Raw genomic sequence first — 23,405 nt, forward strand, 5'->3', positions numbered from 1 at the left:
CTGACAGCCGCTACAGCCCCGCGCAGACCAGGGCCCGCTCGTAGGCCTCCACCGCGCCCTCGGCGTCGCCGAGCTGCTCGAGCGTCTCGGCCGTGGCGTACCAGGTCGAGGCCGATCGGCGGGAGTCGGGCAGCGGCGTCAGCCAGTCGCGCACGGACGTGACGTGCCTGTCGGCCTCCTGCGAGCGGCCGACAGCGCCGTGGACCCGGCCGAGCAGGAGGCCCGCCTCGGCCCCGAGCACGTGCCCGAACTCGGGGACCAGGCTCCTGCCGAGCATGGCGTGCTCGGCGGCCTTGTCGAAGTCGCCGCTCATGTATTCGGCGTAGGCGAGCTCGATGTGGACGCGGGCCTTGTCGACCGTGCTGGTCGAGGTCTGCTCGAACTCGGCGACCGCCGCCCGCAGCGCATCACGCAGGGACGCGGCCTCGGCGGGCCTGGCCTTGAGCCGCTGCTGCAGCAGCGCCAGGCGCATCCTGGCGACGCTGCGGGGGTGGCCGTTCTCCAGCTGCACCGCCATGGCCCGCTCGGCGAACGACAGCGCCTCCTCGTTGTGGCCGGTGTTGTAGGCGACGTTGGAGGCCATCCAGTTGGCGGCCACGATGGAGCGCGGCGTGCCGAGCGCGTCGGCCGCGTTGAGCAGTTCGGCGGCGAACTGGCGGGCGCGCAGCAGGTCGCCGCGGTGCATGTAGGCCGACAGCAGGGTGGCGGCCAGCTCGACCAGCGGGTCGCTCCAGGGCAGGCGGGCGCTGCCGCCCATCATCTGCTCCCCCACCTCGACGGCCTCGGTGAGCCGCTCGCTGTCGCGGTAGGCGCGGCACAGCACCATGGCGACCTCGATGCGGCGCTCCTGGGGCAGTTCCTCCTCGCGCAGCTGGAGGAGGATGGAGATCGCCTCGTCGAGTTCGCCGCACGCCTCGGTCGCGAGCGCGAGCCCGAATTTCGTGTCTTGACGAAGGGTGGTGAGCCCTGTCAGGTTGTTGTTCGCCAGGAGCTCGGTGAAGCGGGTGCGGGCCTCGGTGACCTCGCCGTTCTCGAGGGCCAGCCGCGCGTAGCCGAGAGCCAGCTCGATGTCCTCCATCTGCTCGGCGGTGACGCCGTTGATCAGGTAGGACAGCGAGCAGTCCAGTTTCTGGGCCAAAAGCTCCAGAACAGCAGGAGTCGGGGTACGCTTGCCGCTCTCGATCAACGAGACGTAGCTGTCAGACAGCTCGGGATGCGCGAGCTGTGCCTGTGACAGGCCGCGTTGTCGCCGGACCGTCTTAATGCGGAGTCCGACCAGGTCAGATGTAGTCACAGCCGTCGCTCCCTGAGAAGATAAAGTTCGAGCAACCCACATAGGCGAGGGAGAACCCCCATGCGAATGCGCATTGCTCTGTCCGCACTGGTCGCCGCGGTAGTCGTCGCGGTGACCGTCGGAGCCAATGTTACGGCCGCCGGTGCCGAAACGTCTCCCTACAACATGAACCAGGACTCAAGCGACTGCTGCTGAGGTAAGCCCGGCAGAAGGGGGGCATACGCCCTACCTCAAGGGCGCGACACCGCACTGTGCCCACGAGAGGACGACTTGGGGACGACGAGTAACATCCTCGTCACCGTGTGCCCCCTCTGCCCCTGCCGGTTCCGGCGGTAACCGGAGCCGCTCATCACCATGCTCAGGCCGCCCGGGTCACCGAGAGGGCGGCGTGCCCGTGTCCCTGAGCGCCAGGAAGAAGTCGACGCGATCGGCCATCGTCGACAGGTTTCTGCCCGTCAGCTCCTCGATCCTGCGGATGCGGTAACGCACCGTGTTGACGTGCACGTGGAGCTGTTCCGCGCAGGCGTTCCACGATCCGGCGCAGTCGAGGAAGACGCCGAGCGTGCGCACCAGCTCCGACTGGTGTTTGCGGTCGTAGCCGAGCAGCGGCGACAGCAGCCGGGCGGTGAACGAGCGGCGCACGTCTCCCGGAACCGTGGCCAGCAGCAGCGCATGGGTGTAGATCTCGTCGCTGGTCACGACGCCGCCTGAGCGGGCCTCGGCCAGCCGCCTGGCGTGCCCCGCCTCCTCCACTCCGCCCTTGACGGCGGCGGCCCCGGTCAGCGCGCCGCTCACGCCGACACACAGGCGGGTGTCGGGCAGAACGGCGAGCACCTCGGCCCCGGCGCGCAGCCGTCCGGCCAGGTCGGCGGCGGTGCGCTCGCGCAGCGGCACGACGGCGACCGCGCCGTCGGCTCCTGCTGCCGCCACCACCTCGCGCCCGAGCAACTCCTCGACGACCTGGCCACCGAGCGTGGCGGGGTCGGGCCCGCGGGTGGCGCCCGCTCTGAGCGCGGTGGCGTTGACGATCGCGTACGGCTGCGCCGCGTCGATCCCGCACGTCCTGAGCCTGGCGTTGAGCTCGGCCGCGTCGGATTCGGCCAGCGCGGCCACGATGAGCTGCTCGGCCAGGCGGCGCTCGACCCTGCGGCCCTCCTCCATGCGGCTGCGTTCGAGGCCGACGCAGGCGGCCAGCTCGTAGCCCAGGTCGGCCCGGCTGAGGAGGTCGCCGTCGCAGGCCAGCGCCCATCCGGCGGCCCGGTGGCCGCGCCCGACGGCGAAGAGCGTGACTCCGCCGACGCGGGCGGGCAGGCGGGGCGCGGTCAGGTACGCCCTGGCCAGGCGTGGCGGATCGTCGGCCGCGCCCACGAGCACCTCGCCCGAGGCGGACAGGACGGCGCCGGTGACGCCCAGCTCGGCGGCGGTCAGCTCGAACAGCTCGCGCAGGTCGGCGCCCTCGGCGATGGCGGCGACGAGCCTGCGGTGGCGGCCGAGCGCGTCGCGCACGTCGCCCGCCAGGCGCGGCACGACCCGCTCGGCCAGCGTGCGGAAGGAGACCTCGGTCGGCACCTCGACCAGCGGCAGGCCGGCCGCCCGGCAGGCGGCGACCAGGTCGGCGGGCACGTGGCCCAGCAGGGCGGCTCCCGCGCCGAGCGCGGCGACCCCCGCCTCGGCCAGCGCGGCCACGAACCGGGCGGAGTCCTCCGGCTCGTGGCGCCACATCAGCCCCGTCAGCACCAGCTCGCCGCCGGACAGGTAGCGGCCCGGCTCGGGCAGGTCGGTGATGTGCACGGTGGTGAACTCGCGGGCGGGGTCGCCGGTGAGCAGGGTCAGGCGCAGCTCGTCGAGGTCCAGCAGGTCACTGATGCGCACTTGGAGGAATATACAAGCCCGCCCGGCCAACCGCTGACCGGGATTTCACGTGATGCGCATAGGACGCGGCCCGGCCGCGGTGCTCTACTCGGAGGATGACGGAGACGCAGGTCGGCACGGCCCTGAGCGGCGTGGGCGTCAGCGCCCGGCGTCCCGACGCGACGCTGAAGGTGACCGGCGAGTTCGCCTACGCCTCCGACCTGTGGCTGGACGGCATGGTGTGGGGCGTGACGCTGCGCAGCCCGCATCCGTCGGCGTGGATCCGCTCGATCGACGTGGGTCCCGCGCTGCGGACGGCGGGCGTGCTCGCCGTCCTGACGCACGAGGACGTGCCGGGCGAGAAATTCTACGGCCTGGATCACAAGGACCAGCCGGTGCTGGCCATCGACCAGGTCCGCTACCAGGGCGAGCCGGTGGCGCTGGTGGCCGCCGACCACCCCGAGACGGCCCGCAGGGCGGCCGCGGCCATCGTCGTCGACTACGAGGTGCGCCCGGCGATCACCGACCCCCGCCAGGCCAGGGAGGTCGTCAGGCGCCAGCCGGTGCGGGTGGGCGACACGTTCGAGGCCGAGGTGGTCGTCACCGGCGAGTACGAGGTCGGCATGCAGGACCAGGCCTTCCTGGGCCCGGAGTCGGGCCTGGCGGTCCCCGCCGAGGACGGCGGCGTGGATCTCTACATCGCCACCCAGTGGCTGCACGTGGACCGCGACCAGCTCGCCCCCTGCCTGGGCCTGCCGCCGGAGAAGGTGCGCCTGACCCTGTCCGGCGTCGGCGGCGCGTTCGGGGCCCGCGAAGACCTGTCCATGCAGGCGCACGCCTGCATGCTGGCGCTGCGGCTGAACCGCCCCGTCAAGATCGTCTACGGCCGCGAGGAGTCGTTCTTCGGCCACGTGCACCGCCACCCGGCCAGGATGCGTTACGAGCACGGCGCCACCCGCGACGGGAAGCTCGTCTACGTCAAGGCCGACATCCTGCTGGACGGGGGCGCCTACTGCTCCTCCTCCCCCGCCGTCGTCGGCAACGCGGCCTCGCTGGGTGTGGGCCCGTACGTGGTGCCGAACGTGCGCGTGGAGGCCACCGGCGTCTACACCAACAACCCGCCGTGCGGCGCGATGCGCGGGTTCGGGGCGGTCCAGGCCTGTTACGCCTACGAGTCGCAGATGGACCGCCTGGCCGAGGCGTGCGGCCTGTCCCCGGTCGAGATCCGCGTGCGCAACGCCGTCTCCCAGGGCGACCGGCTCATCACCGGCCAGCTCATCGACTCGCCCGCGCCGCTCGCGGCGATGCTGCGCGACCTGGAGGCCATGCCGCTGCCCGCCCCCGCCGAGAAGGACCTGCGGGCGCTGCCGGGCGGCGTCTCCCAGACCACCCACGGCGAGTCCGTGCTGCGCGGCGTCGGCTACGGCGTCGGAATCAAGAACATCTGCTTCTCCGAGGGCTTCGACGACTTCTCCACGGCCCGGGTGCGGGCCGAGCTGATGGCAGGGGAGCCGCACGTCACCGTGCACACGGCGGCGGCCGAGGTGGGCCAGGGCCTGGTGACGATCCAGGCCCAGATCGCCCGCTCCGAGCTGGGCGTCGAGCACGTCACCGTGGCCACCGCCGACACCGCGGTCGGCTCGGCGGGCTCGTCGTCGGCCTCGCGCCAGTCGTACGTCACCGGCGGCGCGGTCAAGGCCGCCTGCGAGGCCGTGCGCGAGCGGTTCAAGGGGCTGCCCGCGCGGGAGGCGCTGGAGCGGTTCGGGCCGATCGAGGAGACGCGCGAGTTCCGGCACCGGCCGACGTACCCGATGGACCCGGTCACCGGGCAGGGCGACTCGCACACGCAGCTCGCGCTGTGCGTGCACCGGGCGGTCGTGGACGTGGACGTGGAGCTGGGCCTGGTGAAGGTGGTCGAGCTGGCGGCCGTGCAGGACGTGGGCCACATCATGAACCCACAGGCGCTGGAGGGACAGATCCACGGCGGGTCCGCGCAGGGGCTGGGGCTGGCGCTGATGGAGGAGATCCAGATCCGCGACGGCCGCGTGCTGAACCCGTCGTTCACCGACTACCTCATTCCCACCATCCTCGACATGCCGCCCATGCAACTGAAAATCCTGGAAAATCCAGACCCGGCCGCCCCGTACGGATTGCGCGGCGCGGGCGAGCCTCCCACCCTGTCCTCCACCCCCGCCATCGCGGCGGCGGTCCGCGCGGCGACCGGGCTCCGGTTGACTCGCGTTCCGATTAGGCCGGAAGATATCGCCCTGTTCGATACCGGCACGACAAGGGGGGCTACCGATGGCAACCGCGCGCGAAGCGGCCGAGGCTGAGTTCCGGCGCTTCGACACCGACGGCGACGGCCTGCTGACCGCCGAAGAGATCAGGAAGGCCAACGAGGCGCTCGGCGGGCACGGCGCGTCCGAGAGCGAGATCGAAGACTTCATCACCGCCGCCGACAGCGACGGAGACGGAACGATCGGGCTCGAGGAGTTCGTCGGCCTGGTGGGTCACGGACGGCACGAAAAGGCGTGATCTTGTTCCCCGCCGGGACAGCTTCTTCGAGCTCACCCGGCGGGGCACCGCCGTCGTGAGGTGCGCGGCCGACTGGCTGATCTTCCTGGCCTGCTTCGGCATCGACGGGCCGGAGGAGCCGTTCGGTCAGCGTATGTCGCCGCTGTTGCAGGCCACGCCGTTGTTGTCGACGTCGGTGTACCAGGAGTATTCCTCGTGGGTGCCCCGGGAGTAGGGGCCGTCGCCGGCGGCCACGGCCTCCTTGCAGCTCGTGTAGCGCTTGTCGGGGGTGCGCCGGTCGCCTCCGGCCGGGTTGGTCACGCCCGGCTGGGTCGCTGCTCCTGGCGTCGTGCCCGTGGTCCCCGTGGTTCCGGTCGTCCCCGTCGTGCCCGTGGTCCCGGTGGTGCCCGTGGTTCCGGTCGTCCCCGTTGTGCCTGTCGTCCCCGTGGTGCCAGGGTCGGTGCCGGGCGGGGTGGCGGGCTGGGACGGGGCGCCCGTGCCTACGGGCGGTGTGGCCCCGCCGGTGGGCGCGGTGCCGAGCAGGCGGGCCACCAGCGCCTCGGCCTGCTCCTTGGTGTAGCCGGCGACGCTCAGGCTGTCGCCGTCCATGGCCTGGGTGACGATGGGCGCGGCCAGCACGGTCTTGGGCTGGTCGGGCTGCGGGGGCGCCAGCACGATCGCCACCTGGCGCTGCTGGGACACCAGTTCGTCGACGAGCTCGATCACCCGCGTCTTGAAGGCCGGGGCGATGGCGATGCGCACGGAGTAGAGGCCGTCCTTCTCACGCACCGCCTCGATGCGCTGCACGGACTCGACCGTGACCCCGTCCTCCAGCAGGTAGCACGTGCGCTGCTCCGCGTCGAGCACGGCCGGGTCGTTGGGGCATGGCGCGGTCTTGGTGTCTCTGACGGGCGCGAAGTGGATGGGCACCGACAGCCGCTGCGGGGCCGTGGCGCCGATGAGGGGCGTGTCGGGGCTCCTGGTCATCAGGACGGCGATGGTGCCGAGCACCCCTGCGACCAACACGACGAGCACCAGCGAGACGATCAACACGATGGTGGTGAGTCTGCTGGCCTTCGGCTCCCCCGGGTCCGCGGTCTGCGGCTCTTCGGGCTTGTCCATCGATGAGGACCCCATCCTGACGTTCGGGCTGCCGGAGAGCCTATCGAGCGCAGGCGCGAGCGAGGTAATCAGCCGGGCGATCCACGCTCATCCGCGAGGGGGGAGGAAGAATGGGGGCAGGATCGCAGCAAGTCGAGAAGAGTTGCCCATGAAGGTCGGCGTTCCCCGTGAGGTCAAGAACAGCGAATATCGAGTGGCGCTGACCCCGGCCGGGGTGCACGAGCTGGTCCGCCACGGCCACCAGGTCTACGTGGAGCGGGAGGCGGGCGCGGGCTCCTCGATCCCCGACGCCGACTTCGCCGCGGCGGGCGCGGTCATGATCCCGGAGGCTGACATGCTCTGGGCCGCCTGCGACCTGGTCATGAAGGTCAAGGAGCCGATGCCGGAGGAGTACCACCGGCTGCGCGAGGGGCTGGTGCTGTTCACCTACCTGCACCTGGCGGCCTCGGGAGCCTGCACGCGCGCCCTGCTGGAGTCCGGCTGCACCGCGATCGCCTACGAGACCGTGCAGACCCCCGACGGCGCGCTGCCGCTGCTCGCGCCCATGTCCGAAGTGGCGGGCCGGCTGGCGCCCCAGGTGGCCGCCTACCACCTGATGCGCTCGGAGGGCGGCAGGGGCGTGCTGATGGGCGGCGTGTCCGGCGTGCGCGCGGCGCACGTCGTGGTGATCGGGGCCGGGGTCTCCGGCATGAACGCCGCCGCGATCGCCCTCGGGATGCAGGCCGAGGTGGTGCTGCTGGACAGGAACATCGACAAGCTGCGCCAGGCCGACCTGATCTACCAGGGCCACTGCCAGACCGTCGCCTCCAACACCCTGGAGATCGAACGCGCGGTGCTGGAGGCCGACCTGGTCATCGGCGCGGTGCTGGTGCCCGGCGCCAAGGCGCCCAAGCTCGTCAGCGACGACCTGGTCAGCCGGATGAAACCGGGCTCGGTGCTGGTGGACGTCTCGATCGACCAGGGCGGCTGCTTCGAGGACTCCCGGCCGACCACGCACGAGAGCCCGACCTACCGGGTGCACGAGTCGATCTTCTACTGCGTGGCCAACATGCCGGGCGTGGTGCCGCACACCTCGACCTTCGCCCTGACGAACGTGACGCTGCCGTACGCGCTGGCCATCGCCGATCTGGGCTGGCGGCAGGCCATGCGCGAGAACCGCGCGCTGGCGCACGGCCTGAACACCCACGGGGGCCGGCTGACCAGCCGCCCCGTGGCCGAGGCCCACGGGCTGGAGTGGACGCCGCCGCAGGACGTGCTGAATTGACGAAGCGCCCGTCAGCCGGGCGGCTGACGGGCGCTTGTGCGGGCTCCGGGCCCCCTACTGCTGCTGCGACTGGCTGGGCTGCGGCGCGAGGCTCTCCGTCGGCATCGTCTGCTGCTGCTGCTCGCCCTTGGGCTCCGGCGGCAGCGGGGCCTGGTCGGCGGTGGTGGAGATGGCGTACTCGCCGCTGCAGCTGGCACCGGCCTCAGGCGTGTCGGGCCCGTTCTGGTAGCGCTTGATGAACGCCCCGAGCTTGGGGTCGTCGGGGCTGTTCAGCTTGAGCTGGTGGCCCCAGGACGAGGCGACCACCGGCGCGGGCAGGTTGGGGAAGGGGCTGACCAGCATGTAGTCCTGCTGGCCCGTGGAGGAGGTCACTTCCCTCAGCTTGTCGACCTGCTCCTTGGGCAGGTCGGGCCGGTAGGTGATCCAGACCGCGCCGTGCTCCAGCGAGTGCACGGCGTGCTCGGGGTGGATGGGCTTGTCGTAGGTCGAGCACTGCTGCCAGTAGTTGTTGTGCTCACCGCCCACCGGTGGCGTCTCCTTGTACTTGACGGAGGTCCACACGTGCTTCCCGGCCTCGTACTTGACGCTGCTCACGGCGTCGAGCGAGGTCTCACGGGCCTGGTTGACCAGGTAGAACCCGACCAAACCGACCAGCACGACGATGATGAGCCCGCCCGTCCCCCACATGAGCAACGCGGCGCGGCGTTGTTTGCGCTGCTGCTCGGCCCGCATCTTCTGCAGATGCTCGCGCCGCGCCTGCGCCTTCTCCTTCGTCATCGTCCCTCCATCGGCGTACCAACTCCGGGTCACCCTATGCCCTCCAGGCGTATGCGGAGAATAAGGGGCGCATAAGCGTCCGATCACGACCGTGTCCGGCGGGTGGGTACGCTGGACGGGTCATGGAAAAGCCCGTGAGAAAACCACTTCTCGTCGTCTGCGGCGTGCTGGTGCTCGCCGTCGCCGCGTTCGTGTTGTTCGGCCCAGAAGGCACTCCGGGCGACAACTCACCAGAGGCCGGGTTCGCCCGCGACATGGCCGCGCACCACGCGCAGGCCGTCGACATGGCGTTCATCATCAGGGACAGAAGCTCCGCCCCCGAGATCAGGAACCTGGCCTTCGACATCATCAACACCCAGGCCAACCAGCGCGGCATGTTCCAGGGCTGGCTGCAGCAGTGGGAGCTCACCCAGGCGACCGACCAGCGGCCGATGGCCTGGATGAGCGGTCACGGCCATGCCGGGGCCAAGACCGCGCCCGGCTCGATGCCGGGCATGGCCACCCCAGAAGAGCTGACCAAGCTCAAGCAGGCGCAGGGTCAGGTGGCCGAGGTGCTGTTCCTGCAGCTCATGATCCGCCACCACGAGGGCGGCGTGCAGATGGCCGACGGCCTGCTCAAGCTCTCCACCCGGGGCGAGGTGGTCGGCATGGCGCGCAACATCGTCGAGGGGCAGAGCGGGGAGATCAAGCTCATGACGGACCTGCTCAACAAGCGCGGCGCGCAGCCCTATCCGTCGATCCTGAAACCGCAGTAGGCCGATGAGCGCCGACGCGGTCGTCGTGGGCTCCGGCCCCAACGGGCTCGTCGCCGCCGTCCTGCTGGCCCGCGCCGGGCGGAAGGTGCTGCTGCTTGAGGCCGCCGACCGGTTCGGCGGCGGGCTGCGTTCCGGTGAGCTGACGCTGCCGGGGCGCGTCCACGACCTGGGCGCGACCGTGATGGCCATGGCGCTGGCCTCTCCGGCCTTCCGCGAACTGGAGCTCAAGGGGGTCGAGTTCGCCCATCCGCCGGTGGCCGCCGCGCATCCGCTCGACGACCGGCCGGCCGTGCTCGTGCACCGCGACCCGCGCCGCACCGCAGAAGGGCTCGGGCGCGACGCGGGCGCGTGGCTGGCCACGGTCGGCGCGACGGCCAAGGGCGGGTTCCCGCTGGTGGAGCTGCTGCTCAAGCCGCTGGGGCCGTGGCGGGTGCCACCGGCGACGTTCCTGCGGGCGGCCAGGTTCGGGGCGGCGGGGCTGCTGCCGGCCACGACGTTCGCGCGGCGGGCGTTCAGGACCGTGGAGGCGCGGGCGCTGATCGCGGGCATGGCCGCGCACTCGATGCTCGACCTGCGCGCCCCCATCACGGCCGGCTACGGCCTGCTGCTGGCGTCCCTGGCCCACCTGGTGGGCTGGCCGCTGGTGCGGGGCGGCTCGCAGGTGCTGGCCGACGCGCTCGTGGCCGAGTTCAGGTCGCTCGGCGGCGAGGCGGTCACCGGCCACCGGGTGCGTCGCCTGGCGGAGCTGGACGCGCCGACCGTGGTGCTCGACGTCACCCCCAGGCAGTTCCTGGAGCTGGCCGACCTGCCGCCCGCCTACCGCCGCCGCCTTGAGCGTTTCCGTTACGGGCCGGGGGTGTTCAAGGTCGACTGGGCGCTCGACGGGCCGGTGCCGTGGCGGGACCCCTCGGTGGCCGGCGCGGGCACCGTGCACCTGGGCGGGACGCTGGAGGAGATCGTGCTCAGCGAGGCCGAGACGGCCGCGGGGCGCCGGTCGCCGCGCCCGTACGTGCTGCTCGTGCAGCCGTACGCGGCCGATCCGACGCGGGGCGGCCACACCCTGTGGGCCTACTGCCACGTCCCCAACGGCTCGCGCGCGGACATGACCGAGGCCATCGAGACGCAGATCGAGCGGTACGCCCCTGGCTTCCGCGACCGCGTGCTGGCCAGGCACACGATGGGCCCGGCCGAGTTGGAGGCGGGCAACCCCAACCTCGTCGGCGGCGACATCGGCGGCGGGCTGGCGAGCCTGACGCAGTTCGTCAGGCGGCCGGTCTGGTCGCCCGCGCCGTGGCGCACGCCGCTGCCCGGGGTGTTCCTCTGCTCGGCCTCGACCCCGCCGGGCGCGTCGGTGCACGGCGTGGGCGGCTGGCAGGCCGCCCGCCTGGCCCTGTCGGGGGCGGCGCCGTCAGGATCGACGTCGTAGGGGCGGCGCTCTCAGGAGCGAGCTGAGCCCATCTCCTCGGCGACGGCCTCGGCGAAGGCGTCCACGTCGGCCTCCGTCGTGTCGAAGGCGCACATCCAGCGCACCTCGTTCCTGGCCTCGTCCCAGGTGTAGAAGCGCATACGCTTCTGCAGCCGGCCGATGACGTCGGGCGGCAGCACGGCGAAGACCGCGTTGGCCTCGACCGGCCTGGTCACCTCGACGCCGGGGATGTCCCCGACGGCCTCGGCCAGGCGGCGGCCCATGGCGTTGGCCCGCCGCGCGTTGCGCAGCCACAGGTCGCCGGAGAGCAGCGCCTCGAACTGCGCCGACACGAAGCGCATCTTCGACGAAAGCTGCATGAACGTCTTGCGCAGATAGTCGATGCCCCGGGCGGCGTCGGGGTTGAGCACGACGACCGCCTCGCCATACAGCAGGCCGATCTTCGTGCCGCCGAAGGAGAGCACGTCCACGCCCGCGTCCGTGGTCAGCGCCCGCATCGGGACGTCGAGCGCGGCGGCGGCGTTGGTCAGGCGGGAGCCGTCGAGGTGGACGAGCAGGCCCCGCTCGTGGGCGTGGGCGCAGAGGGCGGCGATCTCGTCGGGCGTGTAGACGGTGCCCAGCTCGGTGCTGTTGGAGATCGACACCACGCGCGGCTGGGCCCGGTGCACGTCGCCGAAGCCCCACGCCTGCCTGTCGATCAGCTCGGGCGTGAGCTTGCCGTCGGGCGTGGGCACGCTCAGGAGCTTGATCCCGCCCACGACCTCGGGCGCGCCGCCCTCGTCGGTGTTGATGTGGGCGCTTTCCGCGCAGATGACGGCCTCCCACTGCGCGGTCATGGCGCGCAGGGAGACGACGTTGGCGGCCGTGCCGTTGAAGACCGGCCAGGCCCGCGCCTGCTCGCCGAAGTGCCGCTGGAAGACCTCCTGGAGCGCCTCGGTGTAGACGTCGTCGCCGTAGGCGGTCTGGTGCCCGCCGTTGGCCGTGGCGATGGCCTGGAGGATCTCGGGGTGCACGCCCGCGTAGTTGTCGCTGGCGAACGTCTTGAGCTGGGGGTCGTGCCGGGGAATCAAGAAGTGAGGTCCAATCGGGTGCCGTTGATCTCGGCGGCGGGGCGGTCGTAGAGGCCGCCGATCGCCGCTGCCAGGTCGTTGACGTCGGTGAAGCCGGAGAAGGCGGCGTCCGGTTTGGCCGCGCGCATGGCGTCGTTCACCAGGGCCTTGACGACCAGGATGGTCGCGGCGCTCGGCGTGCCGGTGAGCGCGTCGGCGAGCGAGAGCGTCCACGCCTCCGCCGCCGCCTTGGCCGCCCCGTACGCGGCGCCGCCGGCGCTCGGACGCTCGGCGGCCTTGGCCGAGACGATCACGAAGCGGCCGTTGTCGCTGCGGCGCAGCAGCGGCTCGAAGGCCAGCGAGACGTGCTGGAGGGTGCGGATGAGCAGGTCGTGCAGCAGGTTCCAGTCGTCGAGGCTGGTCTCGGCGAACGTGCTGGACCCGCGCCAGCCGCCGACCAGGTGGATCACGCCGTCGACGCGCCCGTGCTCTTGGGCGATCCGCTCCGCCAGGTCGTGGACGGCGGCGCGGTCAAGGAGGTCGACGTCGTTCTTGTCGACGCCGATCACGGTGTGACCATTTTTCCCGAAATATTGGCAAACGGCCTCACCAGTGGGGCCTGCCGCCCCGGTTACCAGAATGATCATGCCCGGAGTCCCTTAGTCGATTCGACCACATCGGTCAGCTTACGGCGCAGTGCTTCGTAGAACATGCTCAGCGGGAACTCGTCCGGCAGCACCGCGTCCACCTTGGCCTTCTGCTCCTCCGGCAGCGCCTGGACGCCCTTGGCCCAGGTGGAGCCGGGGTGCGCGGGCACATACGCGCTCACCAGCTCGTAGGCCGCCAGCCAGTGGGCCAGCTTGGATCTGTCGATGCTGTCGCGGTACAACTTCTCGACCTCGCCCCGCAGGTCGGCCACGCCGTCGGCGACCCGCTCCCAGTCGATCGAGAGCCGGTTGTCCGTCCAGCGCACGATGTCGTTGCGGTGCAGGTAGGCGAAGAGCAGTTGCCCGCCGAGCCCGTCGTAGTTGCGCACCCGCGCCCCGGTGATCGGGAACCTGAACAGCCGGTCGAACAGGATCGCGTCCTGCACGTGGCGGGCGTGCGGCACGCCCTGCCGCTCCAGCTTCACCGCCTCGCCGAACGCGGTCAGGTCGCAGCGCAGCTCCTCCAGCGCGTACAGCCAGTACGGCATCCGCTGCTTGATCATGAACGGGTCGAACGGCAGGTCGCCATGGCTGTGGGTGCGGTCGTGGATCAGATCCCACAACACGAACGTCTCCTGCGCCAGCCGCTGGGAGTGCAGCAGCCTGGCCGCGCCGGGCGGCAGGTCGAGCCTGAGCGTCGCGGCGGCGGCCCCGGCCACCCTGCGGAAGCGGGCGGCCTCGCGGTCGGCGAAGATCCCGCCCCAGGTGAACCGCTCCGGCGCCTGCCGCACCGCGACCGTCTCGGGGAACAGCACGGCCGAGTGCGTGTCGTAGCCGGAGGTGAAGTCCTGGAAGGCGATCGGCACGAACATCGGGTTGTCGTAGCCGCCCGCCTCCAGCGCGGCCAGCCAGTCGGGCCAGATCGTGCGGATCCAGACGGCTTCGAGGTTGCGGTTCTGGTTGCCGTTCTGGGTGTACATGGGGAAGACCACGACGTGCTCCAGGCCGTCCACGCGCTGGGTGTCGGGGTGGAACTGCTCCAGGGAGTCCAGGAAGTCGGGGACGCCGAGGTCCTGGTCGGCCCATCGGGCGAGGTCGTGCCGGACGGTGTCGAGGTAGGCGGCGTCATGCGGGAAATACGCGGAAATTTCGCGTATTTCCTCGGCGATCGCCGTCACCAGCGCCTTGGCCCGCTCCTTCTCCTCCGGCACCGAGCCGTCCTTGACCTGGAGCGGCCGCAGCTCCTCGACGACCGCCTTGAGCCGGGCGAAGGCCGCCGCCTTGACCTCGTCCGCCTCGGCGCCGGCGCCGTCGGAGGGGACGCGGGCGGCCCAGGTGACGACGTTCCCCCAGAGCACGCGGTGGTCGTAGTCGTCGATGGAGTCGTCGCCGAACAGGTCGGAGTCGGCGAAGACGACGACCCGCCCGAGGCCGTGCCGCAGCGCGACGGCCAGCGGCGCACCCGCGGGGTCGGCGTCCGCCGAGGTCGCGAACAGCACGCTCACGTCGGCGGCCGCGGCACCGTGCCCCGGTCCTTCTCCGGCAACGCGCCCGCCCTCGGCATGCGCCCCCGGTCCGGCGGGCTCCCCGACCCCGGCCTTGAGGGTCAGCACGCCCGAGCGGTAGAAGCAGGCGGTCTTGACGCCGGCCAGCAGCCCGTCCGCGCCGACCCGGTCGCCGAGCACCCAGGTGGCCACGCCGCGGTGGGCATGGCGGGGATCCCGCACGGTGGTGTGCGCGACGCCCACCCCGAAGCGCCCGAGCAGCTCGGCCAGGTTGTTGCCGTACTTGTCCTGTTCCTCCTCGGCCAGAACCACCAGCCCGCCGCCACCGGCGACGAAGGTCTCGATCGCGTCCAGCTCGGCGGCGGAGAAGATCGGGCTGCCCTGCCCGGTGGTCCGCTCCCACCGCTCCCCCGACGGGTGCGCGATGACCAGCACGTCCTGCCCGGACAGCGTCTCGCAGGACAGCTCCCCCGACGTGCGGGCCGTGACCGTGTGCCCCAGGCGCCGCAGCACGTCGGCGGCGCGGGCGTAGCTGTTGTCGTCGGGATGGGCGGGGTTGATGGCCTCGGCCACCTCGCGACGAACGGTCCACGACTCGCTGTGGGCCTCGTCGAACAACACCTGGGGAAACGAAAGCATGAAATATCTCCTGTAGCTACCACCTTCTGGCGAAAAATATACACATTGGAACGCTATGTCCGAAAATCGCTTAGGACGTCCCCGGCCGAACGACCCCCGACTCGTACGCGAACACCACGGCCTGCGCCCGATCCCGCAGCGCCAGCTTCATCAGCACCCGCGCCACGTGCGTCTTGACCGTGGCCTCCCCCACGTACAGCTCCCTGGCGATCTCCGCGTTGGTGAGCCCGCGGGCGAGCAGCCGCAGCACCTCCAGCTCGCGCGGCGTCAGCTCGGCCAGCCGGGGCGATGGCGTCGGCTCGGCCCGGCCCGCGAACGTGGCGATCACCCGCCTGGTCACGGCCGGGTCGAGCAGCGCGTCGCCGGCGTGCACGACCCTGATCGCCTCCAGGAGCTGCTCGGGCGGCGACACCTTCAGCAGGAACCCGCTGGTGCCGGCGCGCAGCGCGGCGTAGAGGTTCTCGTCGGTGTCGAACGTCGTCAGCGTGATGACCTTCGGCGGCGACGGCGTGTCCAGCAGTTCCCTGGCCGCCGACAGCCCGTCGAGCCTGGGCATCGAGATGTCCATCAGGACGATGTCCGGCCGCGTCCGCCTGGCCACCGCGACGGCCTCGCGCCCGTCGGACGCCTCGCCGACGACCTCCATGCCGGGGTCGCTGTCGACGACCATGCGCAGCCCGGCCCTGACCATCGCCTGGTCGTCGGCGATGACGATACGAATGCCCACAGGCGGGAGGGTAGACCTCCGGTGCCCGGCTTGAACACCCAGGCCCAGCCGGGCACAAGTGAGCTGCAAGTCAGGAGACCTGGACGCTCTGCCTGATACGGGTCTGGGTGGCGTCGTCGCAGGTGGCCTTGGCGCAGAAGTACATCACGAGCATCGTCTTGGGCTGCCGGTCGATCACGTAGCTGACGAAGCCCAGCCTGGTGCCGGTGGCGGGGTCGTGCAGGGCGCCGTCGAACCGGGTGGCGGGGCTGTTTCCCGCCTGGTCCTGCACGGGTTTGCCGACGTCGACCTGGCCGGGCAGCAGGGCCTCCATCTTGGCCTTCATCTGCTCGGAGGTGCCGCCGGCGTCGAGGGTGTCGGAGACCTGGACGTACACGCCGGAGGCGCTGTCGGGGTCGTCGGCGACGACCGCGGAGATCGCCGACCAGTCGGCGCCCGGGCCGGCCACGAACAGCGACTCGAACTCCTCGGCGTGCGGGGAGGCCACCGCGAACAGGTCCTGGTGGGTGCGTATCGTCCAATCGCCCGGGTACTCGAACGTGAGCGGCGCGGCGGAGCTGGTCCGGTAGCGGGACCAGGTGTCGCCGCGATGGCTCATGATGATCATCACGACCAGGGCGAGCGCCGCGACGGCGGCGACCAGCGTCGCGGCCACGATCGGGACACGGCCCGGGCGGCCCTTGGGCGCGGAGGGCTGCGTGGGCTCGGCGGGCGCCCCTGCCGAACGTCCGGACGGCGAACGCGTGAACCGCTGCCCGGCCCCCGCCTGCGCAGAAGCCTGCCGGGGCACGGACTGCGGGCCGGAATGCGGGCTCGGGCTGGGACGGGGCACCAGGTGCGGGCCCGGCGGGAAACCGGACTTGGGGCCCGCGTGGGCACCTGACGTGGGAGCGGCTTGAGGGCCGGCGTAGGGGGCCGCGTGGGCGCCCGACGTGGGAGCGGCCTGAGGACCGGCGTAGGGGGTCGCCTCGGGACCTGGGGTCGCTTCGGAACCTGAGATGGGGGCGGCCTGAGGGCCGGAGTAGGGGGCCGCTTGGGGGCCGTGGTACGGGCCGTTCACGGCGTCGACCTGGGGGCCGCTGATCGCGTCGCGCAGCGCGGTGACGAACTCGGCGCAGGTCTCATAGCGCTGGTCCGGCGACTTCGCCAGCCCCCGCGCCATCACCTCGTCCACCTGCGCGGGCAGTTCGGGCCTGAGCTGCGACAGCGGCGTCGGCTCCTCGGCCAGGTGGGCCCACAGCAGCGCGATGTCGTTCTCGCGCTGGAACGGCAGCCGCGCCGACAGCGCCTCGTAGACCACGCAGGCCAGCGCGTACTGGTCGCAGCGGCCGTCGATGTGCTCCTTGTTGATCTGCTCGGGCGACATGTAGCGGGGCGTGCCGATGAACTGGTCGGTCTGCGTCAGTCCCGAGATCGACGAGCGGTGCTTGGTGATGCCGAAGTCGGTCAGGTACACGTGGTTGTCGGCCAGCAGGATGTTGGCCGGTTTCACGTCGCGGTGGATCAGGTCGTGCGCGTGCGCGGCGTCGAGCGCAGCGGCGACCTGGGCGAAGATCTGGTTGGCCTGGCCGATCGGCAGCGGGCCCCGGTCGTAGATGAGGCGGCGCAGGTCGAGGCCGTCCACGTAGCGCATGGCGATGTAGAGCACGCCGTCGGCGTCGGCGTTCGCCTCGTAGATGGGGATGATGTTGGGATGCTCGATGCTGGCGACCGTCCTGGACTCCAGGATGAACCGCTGCCTGAACCGGTCGTCGACGCTGAGCACCGGGTTGAGGATCTTCAGCGCCACGCGGCGGCTCAACCGGGGGTCGAGCGCGAGGTAGACGACGGCCATGCCGCCTTTGCCGACGATGTCCTCGATGTAGTACCCGGCCACCTCCTGGCCGATGAGCGATCTTTCGTTCAATTGCATCACGTCTCGATGGGGTGGCCGCAGTAGCCGCAGAAACGATGCGCGGGGCCGAGCCGCATACCGCACGAGGTGCAGTACTTGACGGCCGGGTCGGGCGCCGTCATCACCTGTTGCTGCTGCGGGACCACTTGGAACGACTGGGACCGCCGCACGACCACGGTCTGGTTGGCGCCGTCGTCGAGCGGTGAGCCGGCCGCGACCGGCTGTGGCAGTTCTGTCGCCTTGTCCGGAGCGCGGCGGCGCCACAGCAGATACGCCCCGCCCCCGGCGGCTATGCAGAGGGCCGCGGCCGCCACGATGAACGGCCACAGCGGCATGGATCCCGACGGCGGGCTCCCGGCCTGTTTCGTGCCCTGGTCCTCGGGGCCGCCGCGCTTGGCCAGCGAGGTCTTCAGCAGTCCCGAGGCCACCACGTTGCCGGGGTAGAGCTCCAGCACGCGCTGGAACCCGGGCGCGGCCTCGGTGTAGTAGCGGGTGTGGTAGCGGGTCAGCGCCGCCTCGAACGCCGTGTCGATCGCGCCCCTGCGGGGCGCCACCTTGGCCTCGGCCAGGATGCCGGTGACCTCCCTGATGCCGATCATCCGGCCTTGTTTGCCGCCGCCGACCAGCAGGCCGATGACGTGGCCGTCCTTGTCGCCGATGATCGGCGCGCCGATGAGGCCCTTGTCGGCCAGGCCGCCGAGCTTGACCGGCTCGTCCACCTTGTTCTCCGGGTCGGAGAAGGGCCTGCCCGCCCCGCCCGCCGCGCCGCCCTTGCCCAGGTGGGCGATCTCGACGGTGTGGTGGACGTTCGGGCCCGGCCTGCCGAGGAAGCCGGCCACGTTGGTGGGCGCGCCCGTGTTCTCCGGCACCTTGTCGGCCAGGGGCGCGGTGGGCATGCCGACGCTGCCGGTCATCGGGGTCACCGGCACGAGCACGGCCGGGCTGTCGGGGTCCGGGCCCGCCTTGACGCACTTGACCTTGAATCCCTCGGCGCTGGCCGGGGAGACGTTCGGGAAGGCCGTGATCTCGGTGGTGACGTCGATGATGCAGGTGGCGGTGCTCGTCTTGGGCGGGTAGCACTCCTGCAGGTGGCGGTTGAGCAGGTCGTCAGGGAGCTTGTGTTTCTTGTAGTCGACGGGGATCTTCACCTTGTGGTGCTCGGCGAAGATCTTGTTGGCCGCGTAGACCGCGACGTCATCGGGGTTCACCGCCAGGCGACGGAGTGAGACGATCGTCCCGTCGGGGCTGACGACGGTCCCCGTGCCCGCGCCGAACGGGATGTCGTAGGACCGCTCCACATGTTTGAGTTCGCCGACGTGGTCGAGCAGGGTGATCTCCACGTGGGACACGGCTTCCAAGCGCACCACGGCCGGCGTCACCAGGTCCGTGATCCCGCTGGGGTGCTCGTGCGCCACCGCGGGCATCGCGAGCAGCACTATCGCCGCCGCGACACCACCGGCAAGAGCTGTGAGGCGCGCCATCTCTCCGCTCCAAACGCTGGTATACGACCAGGGTCCCTGGTACATGGCGTAAGTCAATAGACCGCTACATAGACAAGCGCTTGCTCGGGGACATAACGTACCTGAATGGGTTACGCGATCGGCGTCGATGTCGGCGGCACCTTCACCGATGTGGTCCTGCAGCGCCGGTCCGGCGCGATCTCCGTCGCCAAATGCCTCAGCACCCCCCACGACCCCATCGCGGGCATCCTGACCGGCGTTACGCGCGTGCTCGACGGCCTCGACCCGGCGCGGGTCACGCGGGTGGTCCACGCCACCACATTGGCGACGAACGCCGTCCTCGAACGAAAAGGCGTCCGCGTCGCTTATGTCACGACGCAGGGCTTCCGTGCGGCGATCCCGCTCGGCCGCTACGCCCGCGTCGAGGAGGACCGCTACGACCTGCGCTTCTCCCCGCCGCCCCCGCCGGTGTCGCCGGGCGACTGCTTCGAGGTGGCGGAGCGGATCTCGGCGCGCGGGGCCGTGCTGAGGCCGCTGGAGGAGGAGTCGGCGCGGCGGGCCGCCACGGAGATCGCGCGGCGCGGCATCGAGTCAGCGGCCGTGTGCCTGCTCCACTCCTACGCCAACCCGGAGCACGAGCGGCGGGTGACCGCGATCCTGCGCGAGGTCGTCCCCAACGTGGTGGCCTCGTCGGAGATCTGGCCGGAGATCCGCGAGTACGAACGCGCCACCACCACCATCATGTCCGCCTACGTCGGCCCGCTGATGGCCTCCTATCTGTCGCGGCTGCGTGAGCGGCTGGCCGGGATCGGGATCGAGGCGCCCGTCCACGTCATGGAGTCGAGCGGCGGCGTGATCTCCGCCGAACTGGCCGCCAGGCGGGCGGTGGCCACGATCGAGTCGGGCCCGGCGGCAGGGGTGCTGGCGGCGGCGAGAACCGGGTTCGCGGACGTGATCTCGTTCGACATGGGCGGCACCACGGCCAAGGCGTGCGTGGTGCGCGGCGGCCGGCCCGAGGTCACCCACGAGTTCCACGTCGGCGGCAAGGGCAGCTTCGGCGGGCGGCGGGCCGGCACCGGCGTGCCGATCAAGACGCCCGCCATCGACCTGGCGGAGGTGGGGGCGGGCGGGGGCAGCATCGCCTGGCTCGACCCGGCGGGCGCGCTGCGCGTGGGCCCGCACTCGGCCGGCTCGTCCCCCGGGCCCGCCTGCTACGGGCTGGGCGGCTGCGAACCGACCGTCACGGACGCGAACCTTGTGCTCGGCTACCTCTCCTCGGCCTCGATCCCGCTGGCGCCCGCGTCGGCCGACAAGGCGCTCGACCGGATCGCCGGCCCTCTGGGGGTGTCCAGGGAGGAGGCCGCGTACGCGGTGCACGAGATCGTCAGCGCCTCGATGGCCTCGGCGGTGCACGTGGTGACGGTGCAGCGCGGGATCGACCCGCGGGGCTTCGCCCTGGTGGCCTTCGGCGGGGCCGGGCCCATGCACGCGGCCAGAATCGCCGAGCGGTTCGGAATCGGGACCGTGGTCGTGCCGGCGTACTGCGGGGTGGCCTCGGCCGCGGGGCTGCTGTCGGGCGAGCTCTCGACGGACCGGGTGCTGTCCCGCCTGGACGCGCACGAGCCGGAGGAGATCTTCACCGCACTGGCCGCCGAGGCCGCCGCCGACCTCGGGGTCGCTGAGGTCGGCACGGACATGCGGGTGCTGCGTTCTGTGGACGTCCGCTTCAAGGGCCAGTCGCACGACCTGACCGTGGACTGGACGCCCTCACGCGAGGAACTGGAGGCGCGTTTCTTCGCCAGGTACGCCCAGGTGTACGGGATCACGCAGCGGGGCGAGATCGAACTGGTCAGCTACCGCGTCCGCCTCACGACCCTGGCGGGCCGCGCCGCGCCGCCTCCTTCCCACCCATCCGGCGGTCCCTCACGGCCGGGCAGCAGGCAGGCGTACTTCCCAGAACGCGGCGGCTACACCGACGTCCCCGTCCACACCAGGGACACCATGCGGGCCGTCCCCGGCCCGGCCGTCGTCGAGGACGCCGAGTCCACGATCGTCGTCCCGCCCGGCTGGACCGCGACCCTGACCGACACCCGCGCCATCCACCTGACCAGGACGGATTCATGACCGAGCCTGTCGAGGTCATCAGTGAGCAGGGAAACATGGGCCCGAACTCATTAGGAGGGTTCATGACGGACGCGCTGACCGCGGAGGTTCTCAGGAACGCCCTCGTCGTGGCCGCCGAGGAGGCCGGCATCGTGGTGGTGCGCTCGGCGTACTCGACCTTCATCGTGGAGGGCTCGGACGCCTCCGCCGCGATCCTCGACGTCCGGGGCCGCCTGATCGCCCACTCCATGGCCACCACGCTCATGAACAGCATGGCGCTGAAGGTCGCCCTGCCCGAACTGATCAAGGACCTCCCGCCGTCGTCGATGCGCCCCGGCGAGGTGTACGTGCTCAACGACGCCTACCGGGGCGGCGTGCACACCAACGACCTGCTCGTCTACCGCCCAGTGTTCGTCGGCGACGCCCCCGCGTACTTCACCGCCACCATGATCCACGTCTCCGATCTGGGCGGCCTGTCGGCGGGCGGCATGGCCCCGCTGGCCACGGACATCTTCCTGGAGGGCCTGCAGCTCCCGCCGGTCCGCCTGGCCACCGAGGACGGCGTCGATCCGGCGATCGAGGCCATCCTGCGGGCCAACAGCCGTACCCCGGACAAGGTCATGGGGGACGTGCGGGCCCTGGTGGCAGGCACGGCGGTGGCCGCCGCCCGCGTGCGGGCGCTGATCTCCGAGTACGGGGAGCGCGGCCTGGCCGAGGGCATCGACGACTACCTGGACTACACCGAGGCCAGGACCAGGACGGCGCTGGCGGAGCTGCCGGAGGGCCGGTTCGAGGCGGCGTACCCGATCGACGACGACGGCATAAACCCCGAAAAATCACACCACATCCGGGTTGCTGTCACCCTCGACGCCACCCAAGCCCTGCTCGACTTCGCCGGCACCGACCCGCAGGTCCCCGCGGCCGTCAACGCCTCGGCCTCCCAGTCCATGGCCGCCGCCGTCTTCGCGGTCCGCTGCTTCCTGGACCCCACGATCCCCATGAACGACGGCTGCCTGCGCGCCATCGAGGTCCGCCTCCCGGAGGGCTCCCTCCTGAACGCCCGCTCCCCCTACCCGTGCGGCGGCCGGTACGTCCCGATCTACGCCGCCATGGAGGCCGTCTTCCAGGCCCTGTCGGACGCGGTGCCCGAACGGGCGATCGCCGCCAGCGGGATCCTGCAGCCGTTCTCGATCGCGGCTGTGGGGGCGCCGTACTGGATCCACCTTTCGTACGACTTCGGCGGCGTCGGGGCACGCCAGGGCCTCGACGGGCCGGACGCGACGGGCGTGCACTTCGGAATCGGCCGCAACTCGGTGCCACAGGCCGAGCCGGTCGAGAGCCGCTGCCCCCTCATCGTCGAATCGATCGAGACGATCCCCGACTCCGGCGGGCCTGGCCGGCACCGGGGCGGTCTGGGCTCACGCACCGTCTACCGCTTCCTGGCGGACTGCCACGTCACCACCCGCGGCGACCGCCTCCGCCTGGCGCCACCGGGCCGCGACGGCGGCCTGCCCGGACGGCTGGGCGGGTTCTTCAAACGGCACCTGGACGGGCGCGTGGAGCGGCTGGCGTCCAAGGTGAACAACGTGCGCTTCGCGGCCGGGGAGGCGTTCATCGTGGAGACGACGGGCGGCGGCGGCCTCGGCCCTGCGGCCGAACGCGATCGGGCGGCGATCGAGGCCGACCTGGAGGCGGGCCGGATCACCGCCCGGGGCGCGGAGGACGATTACGGCTTCGACACTCAGTCCTCGACCAAATCGGCGGGGTCGAAGCTGACAGGATAGGGCGCTGACAGGGTGACCGTGGTGCCCGCCTTGTAGGCAGTGGGTGGCTTGTAGGAGTCACCGTCGAGTTCGTAGACGTAGAGCGTCGGCCCTTCGTCGAGCTCGACACGCCAGTAGTTGGGGATGCCCGCGCTGGCATAAGCCTCGGTCTTCATCCCCCTGTCACGTGCCCTGGTGCTGGGGCTGCCGATCTCGACGGCCAGCGCCACATCGTTGGACGAGAACTCCAGCTTCGTCTCCTTGAACCTGTCCCGCGGAAGCACGACGATGTCCGGTATGTAGAGGTCTCGATCGCTTTTACGGACATTTACCGTCGAGAGCACCTTCAGGTGCCGAGGCACCGCTTGATAGAGGATCGTCTGCAGGAGGAAGATCGCGTCCTGGTGCGGGGGAGTGGGGGCAGGGCTCACTACTAGGCTCCCGTTGAACAGCTCATAACGGTTCCCGTCGTCCGGGAGCTTGAGCAGGTCGTCGACAGTGTACGGCGCCGGCCCTGGGAGAACCGTGCGCTTCGTGGTCGGTTCGATCGCCATTGCGGTCACCCACTCAGTATCGGGAATCTTGCCCTCGCCCACATGCTACTTGCCCAATTTT

Annotated in this window: 18 protein-coding genes; 7 read left to right on the forward strand and 11 right to left on the reverse strand. The window is 71.2% G+C overall.

Annotated elements, in window-relative coordinates:
* Positions 1 to 10: 10 nt before the first annotated feature.
* Both ACFOY2_RS47170 and ACFOY2_RS47175 read right to left on the reverse strand, forming a co-directional pair.
* The gene (locus ACFOY2_RS47170; RefSeq protein WP_379534700.1) at positions 11 to 1,294 is read right to left on the reverse strand and encodes a helix-turn-helix domain-containing protein; all 1,284 of its coding nucleotides are present in this window, start codon (positions 1,292 to 1,294) and stop codon (positions 11 to 13) included.
* Positions 1,295 to 1,666: 372 nt separating this feature from the next.
* Positions 1,667 to 3,166: a helix-turn-helix domain-containing protein gene (locus ACFOY2_RS47175; RefSeq protein WP_379534701.1), complete on the reverse strand. Its 1,500-nt coding sequence runs from the start codon at positions 3,164 to 3,166 to the stop codon at positions 1,667 to 1,669.
* 95 nt (positions 3,167 to 3,261) lie between these two features.
* On the opposite strand from ACFOY2_RS47175, the gene ACFOY2_RS47180 reads away from it, so the two are divergent.
* Entirely contained in the window at positions 3,262 to 5,478 is a 2,217-nt protein-coding gene (locus ACFOY2_RS47180) for a molybdopterin cofactor-binding domain-containing protein (RefSeq protein ID WP_379534702.1), read from the forward strand.
* Positions 5,447 to 5,680 (forward strand): EF-hand domain-containing protein, encoded by a 234-nt coding sequence (locus ACFOY2_RS47185; protein WP_379534703.1) that lies wholly within the window; start codon positions 5,447 to 5,449, stop codon positions 5,678 to 5,680. The genes ACFOY2_RS47180 and ACFOY2_RS47185 overlap by 32 nt, the downstream gene beginning before the upstream one ends.
* Before the next feature lie 126 nt (positions 5,681 to 5,806).
* Here ACFOY2_RS47185 and ACFOY2_RS47190 read toward each other — a convergent pair whose 3' ends face one another.
* Positions 5,807 to 6,781, reverse strand: coding sequence for an excalibur calcium-binding domain-containing protein (locus ACFOY2_RS47190; protein ID WP_379534704.1), 975 nt, complete (start codon positions 6,779 to 6,781; stop codon positions 5,807 to 5,809).
* A gap of 148 nt (positions 6,782 to 6,929) precedes the next feature.
* On the opposite strand from ACFOY2_RS47190, the gene ald reads away from it, so the two are divergent.
* Complete coding sequence (ald, locus tag ACFOY2_RS47195) at positions 6,930 to 8,045, forward strand: alanine dehydrogenase (protein WP_379534705.1); 1,116 nt, start codon at positions 6,930 to 6,932, stop codon at positions 8,043 to 8,045.
* 54 nt (positions 8,046 to 8,099) lie between these two features.
* On the opposite strand, the gene ACFOY2_RS47200 is transcribed toward ald, so the two are convergent.
* Complete coding sequence (locus ACFOY2_RS47200) at positions 8,100 to 8,822, reverse strand: DUF3105 domain-containing protein (RefSeq protein WP_379534706.1); 723 nt, start codon at positions 8,820 to 8,822, stop codon at positions 8,100 to 8,102.
* A 134-nt stretch (positions 8,823 to 8,956) separates the two neighbouring features.
* Between ACFOY2_RS47200 and ACFOY2_RS47205 the strand changes: the two genes are divergently transcribed.
* A complete protein-coding gene (locus ACFOY2_RS47205; protein WP_379534707.1) occupies positions 8,957 to 9,577 on the forward strand; it encodes a DUF305 domain-containing protein in 621 nt (206 codons plus the stop codon).
* 4 nt (positions 9,578 to 9,581) lie between these two features.
* A complete protein-coding gene (locus tag ACFOY2_RS47210; RefSeq protein WP_379534708.1) occupies positions 9,582 to 11,003 on the forward strand; it encodes a phytoene desaturase family protein in 1,422 nt (473 codons plus the stop codon).
* Positions 11,004 to 11,014: 11 nt separating this feature from the next.
* Here ACFOY2_RS47210 and ACFOY2_RS47215 read toward each other — a convergent pair whose 3' ends face one another.
* The 6 genes from ACFOY2_RS47215 to ACFOY2_RS47240 form a co-directional block, all read right to left on the reverse strand.
* Positions 11,015 to 12,073: a threonine aldolase family protein gene (locus tag ACFOY2_RS47215; protein WP_379534709.1), complete on the reverse strand. Its 1,059-nt coding sequence runs from the start codon at positions 12,071 to 12,073 to the stop codon at positions 11,015 to 11,017.
* On the reverse strand, positions 12,070 to 12,699 hold the full coding sequence (locus ACFOY2_RS47220; protein WP_379534710.1) for an SDR family NAD(P)-dependent oxidoreductase: 630 nt from the start codon (positions 12,697 to 12,699) through the stop codon (positions 12,070 to 12,072). Before ACFOY2_RS47220 ends, ACFOY2_RS47215 begins: the two co-directional genes overlap by 4 nt.
* A complete protein-coding gene (locus tag ACFOY2_RS47225; protein WP_379534711.1) occupies positions 12,696 to 14,843 on the reverse strand; it encodes a DUF6421 family protein in 2,148 nt (715 codons plus the stop codon). The genes ACFOY2_RS47220 and ACFOY2_RS47225 overlap by 4 nt, the downstream gene beginning before the upstream one ends.
* Before the next feature lie 70 nt (positions 14,844 to 14,913).
* Positions 14,914 to 15,570, reverse strand: a complete 657-nt coding sequence (locus ACFOY2_RS47230; protein WP_357805576.1) for a response regulator transcription factor — start codon at positions 15,568 to 15,570, stop codon at positions 14,914 to 14,916.
* A gap of 70 nt (positions 15,571 to 15,640) precedes the next feature.
* On the reverse strand, positions 15,641 to 17,482 hold the full coding sequence (locus ACFOY2_RS47235) for a serine/threonine protein kinase (RefSeq protein ID WP_379534712.1): 1,842 nt from the start codon (positions 17,480 to 17,482) through the stop codon (positions 15,641 to 15,643).
* A complete protein-coding gene (locus ACFOY2_RS47240; RefSeq protein WP_379534713.1) occupies positions 17,482 to 18,945 on the reverse strand; it encodes a zinc ribbon domain-containing protein in 1,464 nt (487 codons plus the stop codon). The genes ACFOY2_RS47235 and ACFOY2_RS47240 overlap by 1 nt, the downstream gene beginning before the upstream one ends.
* Before the next feature lie 105 nt (positions 18,946 to 19,050).
* On the opposite strand from ACFOY2_RS47240, the gene ACFOY2_RS47245 reads away from it, so the two are divergent.
* A complete protein-coding gene (locus ACFOY2_RS47245) occupies positions 19,051 to 21,048 on the forward strand; it encodes a hydantoinase/oxoprolinase family protein (RefSeq protein ID WP_379534714.1) in 1,998 nt (665 codons plus the stop codon).
* A 62-nt stretch (positions 21,049 to 21,110) separates the two neighbouring features.
* Positions 21,111 to 22,811: a hydantoinase B/oxoprolinase family protein gene (locus ACFOY2_RS47250; RefSeq protein ID WP_379534715.1), complete on the forward strand. Its 1,701-nt coding sequence runs from the start codon at positions 21,111 to 21,113 to the stop codon at positions 22,809 to 22,811.
* Here ACFOY2_RS47250 and ACFOY2_RS47255 read toward each other — a convergent pair.
* Positions 22,769 to 23,344 (reverse strand): Uma2 family endonuclease, encoded by a 576-nt coding sequence (locus ACFOY2_RS47255; protein ID WP_379534716.1) that lies wholly within the window; start codon positions 23,342 to 23,344, stop codon positions 22,769 to 22,771. The two genes, ACFOY2_RS47250 and ACFOY2_RS47255, sit on opposite strands and share 43 nt — an antisense overlap.
* Between the last annotated feature and the right edge of the window lie 61 nt (positions 23,345 to 23,405).

It is taken from the genome of Nonomuraea purpurea, assembly GCF_042650645.1.
GTDB classification, from domain to species: Bacteria; Actinomycetota; Actinomycetes; order Streptosporangiales; family Streptosporangiaceae; genus Nonomuraea; species Nonomuraea purpurea.

Bases quoted from the DNA above. Each gene is read 5' to 3' on its own strand.
- ACFOY2_RS47180 (WP_379534702.1), top strand. From the start codon at position 3,262: ATGACGGAGACGCAGGTCGGCACGGCCCTGAGCGGCGTGGGCGTCAGC.
- ACFOY2_RS47185 (WP_379534703.1), top strand. From the start codon at position 5,447: ATGGCAACCGCGCGCGAAGCGGCCGAGGCTGAGTTCCGGCGCTTCGAC.
- ACFOY2_RS47190 (WP_379534704.1), bottom strand. From the start codon at position 6,781: ATGGACAAGCCCGAAGAGCCGCAGACCGCGGACCCGGGGGAGCCGAAG.
- ald (WP_379534705.1), top strand. From the start codon at position 6,930: ATGAAGGTCGGCGTTCCCCGTGAGGTCAAGAACAGCGAATATCGAGTG.
- ACFOY2_RS47200 (WP_379534706.1), bottom strand. From the start codon at position 8,822: ATGACGAAGGAGAAGGCGCAGGCGCGGCGCGAGCATCTGCAGAAGATG.
- ACFOY2_RS47210 (WP_379534708.1), top strand. From the start codon at position 9,582: ATGAGCGCCGACGCGGTCGTCGTGGGCTCCGGCCCCAACGGGCTCGTC.
- ACFOY2_RS47220 (WP_379534710.1), bottom strand. From the start codon at position 12,699: ATGATCATTCTGGTAACCGGGGCGGCAGGCCCCACTGGTGAGGCCGTT.
- ACFOY2_RS47225 (WP_379534711.1), bottom strand. From the start codon at position 14,843: ATGCTTTCGTTTCCCCAGGTGTTGTTCGACGAGGCCCACAGCGAGTCG.
- ACFOY2_RS47235 (WP_379534712.1), bottom strand. From the start codon at position 17,482: ATGCAATTGAACGAAAGATCGCTCATCGGCCAGGAGGTGGCCGGGTAC.
- ACFOY2_RS47240 (WP_379534713.1), bottom strand. From the start codon at position 18,945: ATGGCGCGCCTCACAGCTCTTGCCGGTGGTGTCGCGGCGGCGATAGTG.
- ACFOY2_RS47245 (WP_379534714.1), top strand. From the start codon at position 19,051: ATGGGTTACGCGATCGGCGTCGATGTCGGCGGCACCTTCACCGATGTG.
- ACFOY2_RS47250 (WP_379534715.1), top strand. From the start codon at position 21,111: ATGACGGACGCGCTGACCGCGGAGGTTCTCAGGAACGCCCTCGTCGTG.
- ACFOY2_RS47255 (WP_379534716.1), bottom strand. From the start codon at position 23,344: ATGGCGATCGAACCGACCACGAAGCGCACGGTTCTCCCAGGGCCGGCG.